Below are 16,644 nucleotides of genomic sequence, written 5' to 3' on the forward strand. Positions count from 1 at the left end.
TTCCTTCAGCTCGGCGCCACTGTCGAATCGGGTGTGTGAGCGTCTATAAGTTGTATCGGCCGGGGATGAGGATTTCTGCGGGGGATGAGCAAATATATTTCGGGGGGGATGAGTGTTTCACTCATGAAACACAAATCCCTGTAGCAGCTGCCGAAGGGTGCGTTCGACTGCGAAGCGGTCGCGTTTTTTAGATCCTGCGACTGCTGCACACTCGAACGCAGCCTCGCAGGCTCGACAGCTGCTACTTAGCGATTCGCCAGACCCGTGCGATGTCGCTCGCGCGATCTTTCAGCAACCGTGGCGCTTCGGCGCACGCCTGTTCCAGCGTCATCGGACCACTGGCCAAGGCAAACGCCGCATCGATGCCGTGCTCGTACAACGCCTGATAACCCTCGCCCAACGTGCCCGCGATCACGATCACCGGCACGCCTTGCTGCCGGGCAATGCGCGCCACGCCGAACGGCGTCTTGCCGCGCAAGGTCTGCGCATCGAAACGCCCTTCGCCGGTAATCACCAGGTCGGCACCTTGCACGGCTTCAGCCAGCCCAACCAACTCGGCAACCACGTCCACACCGGCCTGGAACTGCGCGCCGAGAAACGCCTTGGCGGCAAATCCCAGACCGCCGGCCGCCCCACTGCCCGGTTCGTCCTTGACGTCGTGACCCAACGCACGCGCACACAGTTGGGCAAAGTGCCCCAGCGCGTTATCCAGTTTCTGGACTTGCTCGGGCGATGCGCCTTTCTGCGGGCCGAAAATCGCCGAAGCGCCGTGAGGGCCGCACAGTGGATTGTTAACGTCGGCAGCAATGTCAAAACGCACGCCACTCAGGCGCGAATCCATGCCGCTCAGATCAATGCGATCCAGTTGCGCCAACGCCAAACCGCCCGGTGCCAGGGTTTGCCCCTGCGCATCCAGCAACTTCACGCCCAGCGCCTGCATCGCCCCGGCACCGCCATCGTTGGTGGCGCTACCACCAATTGCCAGAATCACCCGTTGCGCACGGGCATCGAGTGCCGCGCGAATGAGCTCGCCGGTGCCGAAGGTGCTGCTGGTGCACGCGTCGCGTTTGCCCGGCGGAACCAGTTGCAGGCCACTGGCCTCGGCCATTTCGATGATCGCGGTGTGGTTGTGCGGGAGCCAGCCCCAGGCGGCGTCAACGGTTGCACCGAGTGGCCCCCGCACCTTCGTGCGGCGCCATTCGCCCTTGCACGCGGCCAGAATAGACTCGACCGTGCCTTCGCCGCCGTCGGCCATCGGGCATTTGACCAAGTGCGCGTCCGGCCACACGTCTGCCAGCCCCAATGCAATGGCGTCGGCCACGCCTTGGGCGCTGAGGCTGTCCTTGAACGAATCGGGGGCGATGACGATTTTCATGCGAATTCTCCAGTTCCAATGCGCTCCATGCTGCCAGTAGCCCCGGACAATAACGCCAGTCCGCTGCACAAGTGGGTGTGGCGTTTATTGTTCATTTTCACAAAACCGCACGACTACACACTGTGTTGTAGCCGCTGCCGAGCCTGCGAGGCTGCGTTCGGCCGCGAAGTCGTCGTAAACCCGGCAAGCGCAATTTCCCTGACACACCGCAGTGCGTGATTTTACGACTGCTGCGCAGCCGAACGCAGCCTCGCAGGCTCGGCAGCTGCTACAGGGGTTGTGTTCGGTCAGTCGGTTTGGGGCAGGAGCTGGACGCCGAGGTAGAGCGCAAGCATCCCGTCCAGCCTGAGAGGATCAACCCCACTCAACTCGGCAATCCGCTCCATCCGATACCGCAAGCTATTGCGATGAATCCCCAGCGCATCAGCACACGCCTGGCTCTGACCATCGTGATCACACCAGCTGCGCAGCGTCGCCAACAGTTGACCGTTGCCATCCTTGGCAATGACTTTGCGCAGCGGCTTGAGCAATTCGTCCAGCGCATCGTCATTACGATGCCGCCACAGCATCACCGGCAATCGATAACGGGTCAGCGTCAGCAAGCGCGAACGCGGCAACACATCGCGTCCATACGCCAACAAATCACCCACGCGCCGGTAGCAGCGGCGCAGCCCCGATAAGCCATCGGCCTGCCCGCCCACGGCGATGCGCAAAATGTTCCAGCCCAAGCCGTCGAGTTTTTCCAGCAGCCGATCATTCTCGATCGATTGCGAAGCCGGTCGGCACCACAGCAACGACGACTTCGCCGAACTCACGCACCAACTGTCCGGGTAACGCGACATCAGCCAGGCGCTCAGCGCTTCAACGGTTTGCGCCGGGCCGTGTTCCAAGCCCAGTTCAAAAAGATACGGCACCCGCGTCATCTGCGGCTTGAGCCCCAATTGCTGCGCCTCATCGAGCAAGCGCGGCGAGTCCCCGGCCTCGCTCAGCAGCAACGCGAGCAGATCGTCACAACGCTGACGCCGCCATTGCTGGTCGGCCTGCTGATTGCGCTGGCCGACCAGCATCTCGGCGGTCATCCGCACCAACTCGGCATAGGTGCGCAACGGCTCGGGCTCGCCAGTGATGCCAAGCACGCCAATCAAGCGCCCATCCAGCAGCAGCGGCAAGTTGATCCCCGGTTGCACGCCCTTGAGATGCATTGCCGTTTGCGCGTCGATTTCCACCACCCGCCCGTTGGCCAGCACCAATTGCGCACCCTCGTGGCGGGTGTTGATGCGCTCCGGTTCGCCGCTGCCGAGAATCAATCCCTGGCTGTCCATCACGTTGACGTTGTACGGCAGGATGGCCATCGCCCGGTCGACGATGTCCTGGGCCAGGTCGTGATCGAGTTCGAACATAACGGTGATCCTTGAAAACGGGGTGGGACGGGTTGTTCACCCGCACAGGCCTTGGTCGCAAACCCTGTGCTCAGGCACAAAGACAACCACCCAAGGCGTGGCCGAGACTCACTGGGCGATCAACGTTACCCTTGCAAAAAAAAAAATCATAATAAAGAGAGAGCCGCCATGTCACAGAGCGCCGCCGCTACCCAGGCCATCGTTGACGAGAAAAACGCCGTCTACAAACGCATTACCCTGCGTTTGATCCCCTTCATCTTCATCTGCTACCTGTTCAACTACCTCGACCGGGTGAACGTTGGATTTGCCAAACTGCAGATGCTCGACGCCCTGAAATTCAGCGAAACCGTGTACGGCCTCGGTGCCGGGATCTTCTTTATTGGCTACGTGCTGTGCGGCGTGCCGAGCAACCTGGCCCTGACCAAATTCGGCCCGCGACGCTGGATCGCGCTGATGATGATCGTCTGGGGCACGCTCTCGACGTGCCTGCTGTTCGTCACCACCCCGACCGAGTTCTACACCCTGCGCCTGTTCACCGGCGCCGCCGAAGCCGGGTTCTTCCCGGGCGTGGTCCTGTATCTATCGCAATGGTTCCCGACCTTCCGCCGGGGCCGCATCATGGCGCTGTTCATGTCGGCGATCCCGGTGTCCGGCCTGCTCGGCAGCCCGTTTTCTGGCTGGATCCTCAATCACTTTGGTGCAGGCCAGGGCGGCTTGGCCGGCTGGCAGTGGATGTTCCTGCTGCAAGGCATTCCGACTGTGATCCTCGGTGCCCTCGCCTATTTCCTGCTGAGCGACAGCTACGCCAACGCCAAATGGCTGACCCCGTTCGAGCGCTCGGTACTGGAAGCGGATCACGCTGAAGACTTGGCCAACAAGCCGAAAACCACCACGGATTCGTTGCTGGCGGTGTTCAAAAACCCGGCGATCTGGGCGTTTGGTTTGATCTACTTCTGCATCCAGAGCGGCGTGTACGCGATCAACTTCTGGCTGCCGTCGATCATCAAGAACCTGGGCTTCAGCGATAACCTGGTGATCGGCTGGTTGAGTGCGATTCCGTACCTGTTGGCGGCGGTGTTCATGTTGCTGGTCGGTCGCTCGGCGGACCTGCGCAAGGAACGTCGCTGGCATTTGGTGGTGCCGATGTTGATGGGCGCGGTGGGTCTGTTGATCGCGGTGAATTTCGCGACGACGCCGGCGATTGCGATTCTCGGCCTGAGCATCGCCACCATGGGCGCCCTCACCGGCCTGCCGATGTTCTGGCCGGTGCCGACGGCACTGCTGAGCGCGGGCGCGGCGGCGGGTGGTCTGGCGTTGATCAACTCCATGGGGCAGATGGCAGGTTTCCTCAGCCCTTACCTGGTGGGCTGGGTCAAGGACAGCACCGGTTCGACGGATGCTGCGCTTTATCTGCTGGCGGGTGTGATTGTGGGTGGCAGCTTGCTGGCACTGCGGATGACGCGGACGTTGCGGGTGTAACGAAGCCTCTGCCCCTGATCGTTCCCACGCGCGTGGGAACGATCATCTCGAGACCGCTTTAGCTATACGGGTCGACGTTATCCAGCATCCGGTTCACCGCCAGTTCACCCAGCATGACGGAGTTTTGAATGCCCAGCAGTGTATGGCGCTGTGTGCCGTTCAGTTGCCCGGCGAAATCACTCAACATCACACTCGCTGACGCCAACGTCTCGCAGGCGTTGACCAGCAGGGTTTCGTGATCGGTGTCGGGGCCGATGGAATAGATGGTGCTGGGTTTGCGTGGGGTGTCTTTGGGGATGACCGGTTTGAGGTAGTAATCGAGGGCGCGGTCGGCGGCGGTGTTGAGTTTTTTGGGATTGGTGGATTCGTACGGCGAAACGTCGTCGGTGTCGATGTCGGTTTCTGGTGGGTTGGGTGTGATCTTGAACATAGATGAAACTCCTTGCGTCGAATAAGGAGCCATCACTTTCGCTACCAAACGAAGAGGTGGTGGCCATACGCAGGTTGGTAGACCGGGACGCAAGGAGACCGGCGCGCCCGAAGACGCCCTGTGCATGACCACCATAAAGTCGAGACGAAAGACGCCACGAAATAGTGATGCTGCGAACCTTACGTAAATCCCGGGCTACCAAACCCGATCGCTGTTTTTCAGCGACGAGCAAACGATAGAGCCCAGCCCCAAGGCGCACAAGCCGGCGGATTCTGGCGCAGTCGTAGGCAACGGCGCAAGGTTATGTAGCCTCCAATCCCTTCCCTCCCGCCCGTTTAAACATTGCTGTTTATTGCCACAGGCTCATTCCTACACTGGCTCCACCATTGAGCTGATATTCCGATTGCTCCCGACGACGGTTCTGGTATTTGATTGAGGCCTTTCCCCCCCCCACCGGTAAAAGGATTTCCTCATGAGCTATCGCACGCTGGGTCATTCAGGTTTACAGGTCTCTACCCTGACCCTGGGCACCATGATGTTCGGCGAACAGACCAGCACCGAAGATTCCCTGCGGATCATCGACAAGGCCTGGGACCAGGGCATCAATTTCATCGACACCGCCGACGTTTACACCGGCGGGCGTTCCGAAGAAATCGTCGGCGAAGCGATTGCCGGCAACCGCCACGAATGGGTGCTGGCGACCAAGGTTGGCTTCGGCCCGGTGGACGGTGTACCGAACCGCAGCGGCTTGAGCCGCAAACACCTGTTCAACGGCATCGACGCCAGCCTGACCCGTTTGGGCACTGACTACCTCGACATCTATTACCTGCACCGCGAAGACCACAACACGCCGCTGGAAGTGACCGTGTCGGCGATGGGCGACCTGATTCGTCAGGGCAAGGTTCGCTATTGGGGTTTGTCGAACTACCGTGGCTGGCGCATTGCCGAGGTGATCCGTGTGGCCGATCAACTGGGCGTCGACCGGCCAGTGATCAGCCAACCGCTGTACAACATCGTCAACCGTCAGGCCGAGACCGAACAAATCACCGCCGCCCACAATTATGGTCTGGGTGTTGTGCCTTACAGCCCGTTGGCGCGAGGTGTGCTCAGCGGCAAATATGCGCCGGATGTGAAGCCGGACGCCGATAGCCGCGCCGGGCGTGCCGACAAACGCATTCTGGAAACCGAATGGCGGGTTGAGTCGTTGCGCATTGCCCAGCAGATTCAGCAGTACACCCAGGAACGTGGCGTGGGGATTGTCGAGTTTGCGATTGCCTGGGTGCTGAACAACGGCGCGGTCACTTCAGCGATTGTCGGGCCGCGCACCGAAGAACAGTGGGACGCGTACACCAAGGCGCAAGCGGTGAAGATTACGGCGCAGGATGAGGCGTTTATTGATTCGCTGGTGGTGCCGGGGCACTCGTCGACGCCGGGGTTTAATGACGTGAGCCATTTTGTGTCGGGCCGTAAACCCCGCACCCACTGAAGAAACACACAACCCGTGTGGGAGCGTGGCTTGCCCGCGATGGCATCGACGCGGTCTGAGGGATGTACCGCGGTGTCTGCATCGCGGGCAAGCTACGCTCCCACACTAGGTTTGTGGTGATTGATCAGCCGATATTCGACTGTAAAACCACGTATCCTCTGCGCCCTGTTTCACCTTCAACCTCGCGAGGGCAGTTTGTCTAAAGGTATCGCTTTATCGGTGTCGGCCTCGGTGCTGTTTGCCGTCATGTACTACTACACGTCGTTGCTCACGCCCCTGAGCGGCGTGGAAATTTTCGGCTGGCGCATGTTGCTGACCGTGCCCTGCATGACCGTGTTCATGGTGGTGTCCGGCGAGTGGACGCGCGTGGTGGAGATTGTCCGGCGCGCCATGGCGAATCCGACATTGATCGCCGCCCTGATCGCCTCCTCGGCCCTGCTTGGCGTGCAACTCTGGCTGTTCATGTGGGCGCCGCTCAACGGCTACAGCCTGGACGTATCACTGGGGTATTTCCTGCTGCCACTGACGATGGTGCTGACCGGGCGAATCGCCTACGGCGAACGCTTGTCCTACCTGCAAAAAGTCGCCGTGGTACTGGCCTGCCTCGGCGTGATCAATGAGGTGTATCAGGTCGGTGGTTTTTCCTGGGCGACGTTGCTGGTGTGCATTGGTTATCCCACCTATTTCATCGGGCGCAAGCGCCTGGCCTCGGACAACCTCGGTGGTTTGTGGCTGGACATGGCGTTGACGCTGCCGGTGGCATTCTGGTTTGTGCAAAGTGGCGAGCAAGGCTTCGGCGTGTTCGATCAACACCCGTGGCTGTCGCTGTTGATCCCGATCCTGGGGGTGATCAGCGCGTCGGCATTGGTGGTCTACATCATCGCCAGCCGCTTGTTGCCGTTTAGTCTTTTCGGGTTGTTGAGTTACGTCGAGCCGGTGTTGTTGCTGGGCGTGGCGTTGCTGCTGGGGGAAAGCATCAAGCCTGGGGAATGGTTGACCTATATTCCGATCTGGATGGCGGTGGTGGTGCTGGTGTTCGAAGGCTTCAAACACCTGATGCGACAGCGCCGCCCTTAAGCCTTACACAAAACAAATGCAGGAGTGAGCCTGCTCGCGACAGCGTCTTCTAATTCAACATCAATGTTGACTGAAAGACAGCTATCGCGAGCAGGCTCACTCCTGCAGGTTTAGTGGTGTGGCGGGTTACTCGGTGGCGAGCACGCCACGACGAACCTGGTCGCGTTCGATCGATTCAAACAGCGCCTTGAAGTTGCCTTCGCCGAAACCATCGTCGCCTTTACGCTGGATGAATTCGAAAAACACCGGCCCCATCAGGGTTTCCGAGAAGATCTGCAACAGCAGGCGCTTGTCACCCGACTCGGACGAACCGTCCAGCAGAATGCCCCGCGCTTGCAGTTGATCCACCGGCTCGCCGTGGTTTGGCAAACGGCCTTCGAGCATTTCGTAATACGTTTCCGGTGGCGCGGTCATGAAGCGCATGCCGATGCTTTTCAGGTGATCCCAGGTCTTGATCAGGTCATCGGACAGGAACGCAACGTGCTGGATGCCTTCGCCGTTGAACTGCATCAGGAACTCTTCGATCTGCCCGGCGCCCTTGGACGACTCTTCGTTCAGCGGGATGCGGATCATGCCGTCCGGCGCGGTCATGGCCTTGGAGGTCAGGCCGGTGTATTCGCCCTTGATGTCGAAGTAGCGAATTTCGCGGAAGTTGAACAGCTTCTCGTAGAAGTTGGCCCAGTAGGCCATGCGACCGCGATACACATTGTGCGTCAGGTGGTCGATGATTTTCAGGCCGGCACCGACCGGATTGCGGTCCACACCTTCGATGAACACGAAGTCGATGTCATAGATCGAGCTGCCTTCGCCGAAACGGTCGATCAGGTACAGCGGCGCACCGCCAATGCCTTTGATCGCCGGCAGGTTCAGTTCCATCGGACCGGTTTCGATGTGGATCGGCTGGGCGCCGAGTTCCAGTGCGCGCTTGTAGGCGAGCTGCGAATCCTTGACGCGAAACGCCATGCCGCATACCGACGGGCCGTGCTCGGCCGCGAAGTACGAAGCAACGCTGTGCGGTTCGTTGTTGAGGATCAGGTTGATCGCGCCCTGGCGATACAGGTGCACGTCTTTGGAGCGGTGGGTCGCCACCTTGGTGAAGCCCATGATCTCGAAGATCGGCTCCAGGGTGTTCGGGGTTGGCGATGCGAATTCGATGAACTCAAAGCCCATCAGGCCCATTGGGTTTTCGTATAAATCTGCCATTTTGGCGCCTCATCATGCTTTTAGAATTAACAGTTAAAAAGTGTTAGTTGCTAGCAATGCTGAGACCGGCGGGTGGCGCACAGGAGATGCCCCGCACGCTGCGGGCGAGGAAGTCACCGTAGATCAATTGAAACCCAAAACTCTTCATTGTCGACCCAAGGCTCTTGCGGGCGAGGCTTCTGCTGCCAGAAGACGTTTATTATTGTATGCGTAACCCGATTCTACACAGCGTAAATCGGTTTGTCCGCCTTCTGTATCAAATCCCCTTTTCCCCTACTCGCGCAAGGGGTTTATTACAGAGGAAAATCCCCGCCAGAATCAACACGCCGCCAAGGTACATCGCCAGTGTCAACGGCTCGCCCAGCAACAGTGCGCCGAGGATGACGGCGGTCAACGGGTTCAAGGCTATGAACACTCCTGAACGCGTCGCGCCGATCTGGCGGATGCCGTCGTAATAACCAATGTAGGCCAGCGCCGAACCCAAAACCCCGAGGTACATCAGGCTCAGCCATTGTTGCGGACCGAGGCTGAGCAGCGCGCTGACACTCAGTTCACCGCGCACGGCACTGGTCACCCAGAGCATCGCCGTGCCCAACAGAATCGAATACGTCACCGTCTGCACCGGCCCCAGCGAATGATTCAGCGCTTTGGAGAACAGCGAATAAATACCCCAGCCGAGCACGCAGCCGAAAATCAGCAAGTCACCTATCCAGGCATCAGCGTTGCCGGCCAATAGCTGCGGGTTACGACTGGCAATCACCACACTCGCCCCGGCCATACAAATCACGATGCCGAAGACTTTGGCCCGGCTCAGGCGCTCCTTGAACAGCAACCATGAGGCGAGGCCGATCACTGCCGGGTTCAGCGCAACAATCAACGAGGCTCGCGAGGCGTTGATGTAATGCAGCCCATAAAAGAAGCACAGGTTATAGAAGAAGATCCCGAAGAACCCCAGCAGCGCCAGTCGCAGCCATTGTTGCGGGTTCGGCCGGATCAACGGGATACGCGCCAACAGCAGAAACAGCAACAACGCCGCGCTGGCCAGCAGGAACCGCAGGCTGGCGGCGAACAACGGGCTGAGACTGTCGGCGAGAAAACGCCCGGCCACAAATGTCCCGCCCCAGATCATGGTGACGGCGGCGAGTTTCAGATACACCGGTGTGTGCGAAGTCATTGTTTTCGCAGAGATTGTCATGGAGAAGCAAAACCAGGGCGAGGAAGATGACGTATCATTCGACTAATCAACGATCATCGTAAAATGAGTAAAAACTCATGACCCTGACTCAACTCGAGATTTTCTCACTGGTTGCTGAACTGCGTGGCTTCACGGCGGCAGCCAATCGCCTGGGGATTTCCCAGTCGGCGGTGTCTCACGCGCTCAAGTCGCTGGAACAGGAACTCGGCGTCGAACTGCTGCGGCGGCATCAGTCCCAGGTCGAACTGAGCGATATCGGCCAACAACTGTTAATGCGCGCCCGAACAATGCTCGGGCTGGCCAACACCTTGCGCCAGGAAGCGGCCGATGCGCGCGGGATGAAGCGCGGCACGTTGCGCATCGGCTCGTTTGGCCCGACCTCATCGATCCGCCTGCTGCCGCAGATCCTGCAGCACTACCGCACGGCGCATCCGGGCATTGAAGTCCACATCGACGAAGGCCCGGATCGCCAGGTGATTCAATGGCTTGAAGAGCGGCGAATCGACATCGGTTTTGTGGTGCTGCCTGAAGAACGCTTCGACACCTTCGCACTGCTGGAAGATCAGATGGTCGCACTGGTGCCTGCCGAGCACGCACTGGCCGATCGCGACAATCTGAGTTTGAGCGATTTGTGCAACGACCCGTTCGTGCTGACGGAGGCAGGCTCATCGGAGCTGGTGTCGCGACTGTTCAGCGCCGCTCGCCTCATACCGAACATCCGATATCGCTGCTCACAATTGCTCAGCACGCTGGACACGGTCAGCCGCGGCGATGCGTTGACGGTCGTGGCTGAAAGTTCTCTGCCCGACAACGTCAACAGTCGCTATGTGAAAAAACCACTGTCGCCCCCCGTTATTCGCCAGGTCGGACTGGCGGTGCTGGACCAGCGTCAGGCGTCACCCGCGACGCTGGCCTTTATCAAACTGGCCACTGGCCTGAACGCTCATTGAGCGGCATAAGCGCCAAGGGCCAACTATCATGGCCACTACCTGAACTCTTTATGGGAGGCGTGTTGTTGTCCTGCCCGCAGTTGAGAGCCCTGTTTCTGTGTGAGAGATTTCGCGAATGCCATTGAGTGCCAAACGCCGTCGCCCGTTGCGCATCCGCATTCTGGTGACCCTGCTGTGTGGATTGCTTCCGGTGATATTGGGTTTTGCCATTCTCTATATGCAGGCTGGACGAGCTCTTGAGCAAAGCACCCGGGTGACCGCAGACGAAGCCGTGCGCCAGTTCGAACTGATGCTGGACAACACGGCGCAGTCCGCGAGCGAGTTGTTGCCGCTGGCCGGAAAAAATTGCGACGACGTCATACTGGCCTTGCGTGAACAAGTCACCCGCCGCCCGTTTGTGCGCTCGGCCAGCCTGGTGTGGGATGACAACCTTTATTGCACTTCGTTGTTTGGTAACACTCAGCAAAAGGTCGACGCCGCAAACTACGTGCAAGGCAAGTTGCGGCTTATGAACGGCAACCCGGTCACCCCCGATACGGCGTTGCTGGTGTATCGCCTGAATGAGGGAAAACAGGGGGCGATGACGACGCTAGACGGTTACCACTTGACTAATGTGCTGCGCCTGATTGGTCGCAAGACGATACTGCTGTTGCAAGTGGGGCCGTACTGGTTGTCGGTCGACGGCAAAGTCCACGAAGGCGCCCTGCCCGCTTTGCCCTTGGCCGAAAGCGAACAGACGTCCTCGCGCTATGCCTTTTCAGTCGTCTCCGGTTTCCCAGAAGGGGAAAACTGGCGTTACATGGCCAGCGAATATCCGCCGTTGTTCAGCCTGCTGATTTTTTTTGGCGTGGCATCGGGCGCCATCGGGCACGTCTTGCAAAGGCGTTCATGGTCGCCCATTCATGAAATGCAGCGCGCCCTCGCGGCCGACGAGTTTGTTCCCTGGTTTCAGCCCGTGGTGCATGGCGATACCCGGAAGTGGTCCGGCACCGAAGTGTTGATGCGCTGGAAGCACCCAAAGGAAGGCCTGGTCCGGCCTGATCTGTTTATCCCGTTCGCCGAAGACTCCGGGTTGATCGTGCCCATGACCCGTTCCCTCATGCGCCAGACTGCGCAATTGCTGGGGCCTGTTTCTTCCTCGTTCGCCGAGCCCTTTCACATCGGCATCAATATCACTGCCAGCCACTGCAAGGACCTGGAACTGGTCAAGGACTGTCGTGAGTTTCTCAGTGCCTTTGCACCCGGCTCCATTTACCTGGTGCTGGAACTGACCGAGCGCGAATTGATCAAGCCCAGCGACATTACGTTGGAGCTCTTTGAACGACTTCATGCACTGGGCGTGATGATCGCGATTGACGACTTTGGCACCGGGCATTCCAGCCTGGGTTATCTGCGACAGTTCAATGTGGACTTCCTGAAAATCGACCAGAGTTTCGTGGCCATGATCGGCATCGACGCCCTTTCACGGCATATTCTGGACACCATCATCGAACTCTCGGCCAAGCTCGATCTGGGGATCGTTGCCGAAGGTGTCGAAACCGAAGAACAAAGCGACTATCTGACCGCCCACGGTGTGAACTTCCTGCAAGGTTATCTGTTCGGTCGACCGATGCCCGCCGCAGAATTCATTAGCGCATTAACCCACCATTAACTAATGGTTTTATGCGACGAATCATCGGCATCGCGCACCAAATTGAATCAAAAGACTACTGTTGTTACATGAAGAAAATGTCAGGATTTACTCTTGGCCAATTAACTACTACAATTTTTCGTACCTGTGCAAGATGAGCAGGTGAGCCACTATCACCGAGTCGCTTCAAGGCTCTTGGCTTATAGCTTTGTTTGCGGTTGGTATCAGCCAAACACACTATTGGAGTAAAGATATTGTCCAGACTCGCTGAATTTCGTGCAGCTGAAAAGGCCCTTCAGGAACAGCTCAAGCAGCTGGAATCGCTGAAGAATGATGCCGGCCTCAAGAAAGAAATCGAATTCGAAGAAAAGCTCCAGGGGCTGATGAAAACCTACGGCAAAAGCCTGCGTGACATCATCGCCATCCTCGATCCGAACCCGGCAAAATCCGGCCTGCAACAAGCAAAAACACCTAAAACCCGCCGCGCTCGCGTGGTCAAGGTCTATCAGAACCCGCACACCGGCGAACTGATTGAAACCAAGGGCGGCAACCACCGCGGCCTGAAGGCCTGGAAGGAACAATATGGCGCAGCCACTGTTGATTCCTGGCTGCGTGGCTAACAGCTTGCGGTTATCAAAAAGCCCTGCTCATGCAGGGCTTTTTCATGAATACTCACTAAATGCAACGATCTGACGGGATCAACTCGCAACTTACCGATCAACTTTATGCTTAATGCCTTTGGGTATCTAAAAATGTCGGAAACCGCCAAAATCCACTGACACGTAAACCCCCGACACTAAAGTTTCAAGCTGTTACGCACCGCCTCGATTTCTTCCTGACTTGCCTTATAAGCCTCGGCCTGCCCTGCGTAAGAAAGAACATAGGCTTTATCGGCATCCACCGCCCCGACCAATGTTTGCGACAGCACGTGTCGCCCGTTCTGGGTAATGGTGCAGGTTGTTTCCAGCGCCGACAGGCGGCTCAATGTCGCGGGATGTATTTTGTTGCAGACACTTTGATAGCCGCTTTGAAAGAAATCTTTCTGCACCGCTTTGCGCATCTCAAGCAAAACGCCCTGCACATTCACTTGATGACCGCTTTCGACTTGAGTCATCGTCAACTCCATGACCATGACTGGCGTGCCGCTTTGATCGTTTTTGACCGCACGCTGACGGGAAACAGCTGAATTGGCCGCGTCTGGCGCAAGGGCTTCGACTTCCCAGCCACTGGGCCACGTCACCTGTGGCGCCTCGGCATGAGCAATGGCAACCATTGAAAACAGGCCCAGCAGGACGAACATCGGCTTACAGAATCGAACCATTGCAATAAACACTCACGAATTGAACCGTAAAGTCTGAGCCTCGCCCGCCTGTCAGGCAATAGCAGACCGTTTGGGTTTGGTGATGTCAGAGCCCTTGCGTATCATTGTGACCATTCGTTAGCCCCACTTATTTTCCGGAGGGCCCATGAGCCTGCACGAATTGAACACCTTCCCAGGCGTCACCGCCCAGCCTGACACCGCCACCCAGAAATTCGTCTTCAATCACACCATGCTGCGGGTCAAGGACATCACCAAGTCCCTGGACTTCTACACGCGTATCCTCGGTTTCTCGCTGGTGGAAAAACGCGATTTTCCAGAAGCGGAATTCAGCCTGTATTTCCTCGCCCTGGTCGACAAGAACCAGATCCCGGCCGACGCTGCCGCCCGCACCGAGTGGATGAAGTCGATTCCCGGCATTCTCGAACTGACCCACAACCACGGCACCGAGAACGACCCTGACTTCGCCTACCACAACGGCAACACCGACCCGCGTGGTTTTGGTCATATTTGCATCTCCGTGCCGGACATCCGCGCGGCGTGCGAACGTTTTGAAGCGCTGGGCTGTGACTTTCAGAAGCGTTTGAATGACGGACGCATGAAGAGCCTGGCCTTCATTAAAGACCCGGATGCTTACTGGGTTGAAATCATTCAGCCTGCTCCGCTTTAACCTTCACCAAACATACCCCTGCAGGAGTGTGTGAAGCACAAAAAACCCCATGATCACTCATGGGGTTTTGTGTTTTCAGCGGCGGCGTTTATGCGGGGGCCGAGGTCCGGATCAGGTGATCGAATGCGCTCAGGGAAGCCTTGGCGCCCTCGCCCACCGCAATCACGATCTGCTTATACGGCACGGTGGTCACGTCACCGGCAGCAAACACGCCCGGCATCGAGGTTTCACCGCGAGCATCGACGATGATCTCGCCACGAGGCGACAACTCGATGGTGCCCTTGAGCCAATCGGTGTTAGGTAGCAAACCGATCTGCACGAAGATGCCTTCGAGGTTGACCGTGTTGAACTCGCCCGAATCGCGATCTTTGTAGACCAGACCGGTCACCTTCTGGCCATCACCTTTTACTTCACTGGTCAAGGCACTGGTAATGACGGTGACGTTCGGCAGGCTGAACAGCTTGCGTTGCAACACCGCATCGGCGCGCAGTTTGCTGTCGAACTCCAGCAGCGTGACGTGGCTGACGATACCGGCCAGGTCGATGGCCGCTTCAACGCCGGAATTACCGCCGCCGATCACCGCCACACGCTTACCCTTGAACAGCGGACCGTCGCAATGCGGGCAGAAACAGACGCCTTTGGCTTTGTATTCCTGCTCGCCCGGCACGCCCATTTCACGCCAGCGCGCACCGGTGGCGAGAATCAGCGCCTTGGTTTTCAGTGTGGCACCGCTTTCGAAACGGACCTCATGCAACTCACCGGGATTCTTCGCCGGGATCAGCGCGGTGGCGCGTTGCAGGTTCATGATATCGACGTCGTATTGCTTGACGTGTTCTTCGAGCGCGCTGGCCAGTTTTGGCCCTTCGGTTTCCTGCACGGAGATGAAGTTTTCGATGGCCATGGTGTCGAGCACCTGCCCACCAAAACGTTCTGCCGCGACACCGGTGCGAATGCCTTTACGCGCGGCATAGATCGCCGCTGCTGCACCCGCTGGACCACCGCCGACGACCAATACATCAAAGGCGTCCTTGGCGCTGAGCTTCTCGGCTTGACGCTCGATGCCGCGGGTGTCGAGCTTGGCGAGGATTTCTTCCAGGCCCATGCGGCCCTGGCCGAAGTTCACGCCGTTCAGGTAGATGCTTGGCACTGCCATGACTTGGCGCTCATCGACTTCGGCCTGGAACAGCGCGCCATCAATGGCGACGTGGCGGATGTTGGGGTTCAACACGGCCATCAGGTTCAGCGCCTGGACCACGTCCGGGCAGTTCTGGCAGGACAGCGAGAAGTAAGTCTCGAAGCTGAACTCGCCTTTGAGTGAGCGAATCTGTTCGATCACTTCAACGCTGGCCTTCGAAGGGTGGCCGCCGACTTGCAACAGCGCCAACACCAACGAGGTGAATTCGTGGCCCATCGGGAGGCCGGCAAAGCGCAGGCTGATGTCGGCGCCCGGGCGATTGATCGAGAACGATGGCTTGCGTGCGTCATCACCGTTATCGAGCAAAGTAATTTGCGTGGAAAGACTGGCAACGTCTTTCAACAGTTCGAGCATTTCCTGGGATTTCGCACCGTCGTCGAGGGAGGCAACGATCTCGATCGGCTGGGTGACCCGTTCCAGGTACGATTTCAACTGGGCTTTAAGATTGGCGTCCAACATACGGGCGATTTCCTTTCTGGTATTTCGTGAAAAGCAGGCATAAAAAAACGCCCGAGCGAATCTCGCCCGGGCGTTTTTGAGGGCGGTTGCAGCTTACTGAGTAGGTGCGGCGTACCGCCCTGTTGTAGCGCTCACAGACTTAGATCTTGCCGACCAGGTCCAGGGACGGCGCCAGAGTGGCCTCGCCTTCTTTCCACTTGGCCGGGCAAACCTGGCCTGGGTGAGCAGCGACGTACTGGGCAGCCTTGATCTTGCGCAGCAGCTCGGAAGCGTCGCGGCCAACGCCGCCATCGTTCAGTTCAACGATTTTGATCTGGCCTTCAGGGTTGATCACGAAGGTGCCACGGTCAGCCAGGCCTGCGTCTTCGATCAGCACGTCGAAGTTGCGGGAGATGGCGTGAGTCGGGTCACCGATCATGGTGTACTGGATTTTGCCGATGGCTGGCGAAGTGTTGTGCCAGGCAGCGTGGGCAAAGTGGGTATCGGTGGAAACGCTGTAGATCTCGACGCCCAGTTTCTGGAACGCGTCGTAGTTGTCAGCGAGGTCTTCCAGTTCGGTCGGGCAAACGAAGGTGAAGTCAGCCGGGTAGAAGAAAACGACAGACCATTTGCCTTTCAGGTCAGCGTCCGACACTTTTACGAAGTCGCCATTTTTGAAGGCGTCAGCTTTGAACGGTTTAACGTGGCTGTTGATGATAGGCATCGATGACTCTCCGTCAGGGTTGAAAAGTTGGGTTAACAAGTTGATGGGGTGAATCCTACCCACTCGATCCCCGG

At 58.3% G+C, this 16,644-nt stretch carries 15 protein-coding genes; 7 read left to right on the forward strand and 8 right to left on the reverse strand.

The features are described from left to right. Positions 1-241 precede the first annotated feature (241 nt). On the reverse strand, positions 242-1,375 hold the full coding sequence (locus SB725_RS09850; protein ID WP_027923009.1) for a glycerate kinase: 1,134 nt from the start codon (positions 1,373-1,375) through the stop codon (positions 242-244). Positions 1,376-1,662: 287 nt separating this feature from the next. Beyond that, on the reverse strand, positions 1,663-2,775 hold the full coding sequence (locus SB725_RS09855; protein WP_059182892.1) for a sugar diacid recognition domain-containing protein: 1,113 nt from the start codon (positions 2,773-2,775) through the stop codon (positions 1,663-1,665). Positions 2,776-2,943: 168 nt separating this feature from the next. On the opposite strand from SB725_RS09855, the gene SB725_RS09860 reads away from it, so the two are divergent. After that, positions 2,944-4,254, forward strand: a complete 1,311-nt coding sequence (locus SB725_RS09860; RefSeq protein ID WP_027923007.1) for an MFS transporter — start codon at positions 2,944-2,946, stop codon at positions 4,252-4,254. 58 nt (positions 4,255-4,312) lie between these two features. On the opposite strand, the gene SB725_RS09865 is transcribed toward SB725_RS09860, so the two are convergent. Further along, positions 4,313-4,684, reverse strand: a complete 372-nt coding sequence (locus SB725_RS09865; protein ID WP_059182891.1) for a DUF6124 family protein — start codon at positions 4,682-4,684, stop codon at positions 4,313-4,315. Positions 4,685-5,156: 472 nt separating this feature from the next. Here SB725_RS09865 and SB725_RS09870 point away from each other — a divergent pair, with 472 nt between their 5' ends. Further along, complete coding sequence (locus tag SB725_RS09870) at positions 5,157-6,170, forward strand: aldo/keto reductase (protein WP_027923005.1); 1,014 nt, start codon at positions 5,157-5,159, stop codon at positions 6,168-6,170. A 195-nt stretch (positions 6,171-6,365) separates the two neighbouring features. Then, complete coding sequence (gene rarD, locus SB725_RS09875) at positions 6,366-7,247, forward strand: EamA family transporter RarD (RefSeq protein WP_410921700.1); 882 nt, start codon at positions 6,366-6,368, stop codon at positions 7,245-7,247. A gap of 126 nt (positions 7,248-7,373) precedes the next feature. Here the strand turns inward: rarD and hppD are convergent, their stop codons facing one another. Together hppD and SB725_RS09885 are read right to left on the reverse strand one after the other, a co-directional pair. After that, positions 7,374-8,450 (reverse strand): 4-hydroxyphenylpyruvate dioxygenase, encoded by a 1,077-nt coding sequence (gene hppD, locus SB725_RS09880; protein ID WP_027923003.1) that lies wholly within the window; start codon positions 8,448-8,450, stop codon positions 7,374-7,376. Positions 8,451-8,706: 256 nt separating this feature from the next. After that, entirely contained in the window at positions 8,707-9,624 is a 918-nt protein-coding gene (locus SB725_RS09885; protein WP_371258944.1) for a DMT family transporter, read from the reverse strand. A 98-nt stretch (positions 9,625-9,722) separates the two neighbouring features. Here SB725_RS09885 and SB725_RS09890 point away from each other — a divergent pair, with 98 nt between their 5' ends. The 3 genes from SB725_RS09890 to SB725_RS09900 all read left to right on the forward strand — a co-directional run bounded on the left by SB725_RS09890 (position 9,723) and on the right by SB725_RS09900 (position 12,845). Then, complete coding sequence (locus tag SB725_RS09890) at positions 9,723-10,595, forward strand: LysR family transcriptional regulator (RefSeq protein ID WP_027923001.1); 873 nt, start codon at positions 9,723-9,725, stop codon at positions 10,593-10,595. A gap of 115 nt (positions 10,596-10,710) precedes the next feature. Then, entirely contained in the window at positions 10,711-12,246 is a 1,536-nt protein-coding gene (locus SB725_RS09895) for an EAL domain-containing protein (RefSeq protein ID WP_410921701.1), read from the forward strand. A 233-nt stretch (positions 12,247-12,479) separates the two neighbouring features. Continuing rightward, a complete protein-coding gene (locus SB725_RS09900; protein WP_027922999.1) occupies positions 12,480-12,845 on the forward strand; it encodes a histone-like nucleoid-structuring protein, MvaT/MvaU family in 366 nt (121 codons plus the stop codon). A 176-nt stretch (positions 12,846-13,021) separates the two neighbouring features. Here the strand turns inward: SB725_RS09900 and SB725_RS09905 are convergent, their stop codons facing one another. Next, on the reverse strand, positions 13,022-13,546 hold the full coding sequence (locus SB725_RS09905) for a DUF4946 domain-containing protein (protein WP_027922998.1): 525 nt from the start codon (positions 13,544-13,546) through the stop codon (positions 13,022-13,024). A 145-nt stretch (positions 13,547-13,691) separates the two neighbouring features. Here SB725_RS09905 and gloA point away from each other — a divergent pair, with 145 nt between their 5' ends. Next, on the forward strand, positions 13,692-14,213 hold the full coding sequence (gloA, locus tag SB725_RS09910; RefSeq protein ID WP_007946202.1) for a lactoylglutathione lyase: 522 nt from the start codon (positions 13,692-13,694) through the stop codon (positions 14,211-14,213). An 88-nt stretch (positions 14,214-14,301) separates the two neighbouring features. On the opposite strand, the gene ahpF is transcribed toward gloA, so the two are convergent. Both ahpF and ahpC read right to left on the reverse strand, forming a co-directional pair. After that, positions 14,302-15,867 carry an alkyl hydroperoxide reductase subunit F gene (gene ahpF / locus SB725_RS09915; protein WP_194940104.1) on the reverse strand — a complete coding sequence of 522 codons (1,566 nt, stop codon included), beginning with the start codon at positions 15,865-15,867 and terminating at the stop codon, positions 14,302-14,304. Between the two features lie 139 nt (positions 15,868-16,006). After that, entirely contained in the window at positions 16,007-16,570 is a 564-nt protein-coding gene (ahpC, locus tag SB725_RS09920; RefSeq protein ID WP_027922996.1) for an alkyl hydroperoxide reductase subunit C, read from the reverse strand. Positions 16,571-16,644 lie beyond the last annotated feature (74 nt).

Source organism: Pseudomonas sp. SIMBA_041 (assembly GCF_046535095.1).
Classification (GTDB): domain Bacteria; phylum Pseudomonadota; class Gammaproteobacteria; order Pseudomonadales; family Pseudomonadaceae; genus Aquipseudomonas; species Aquipseudomonas mucoides.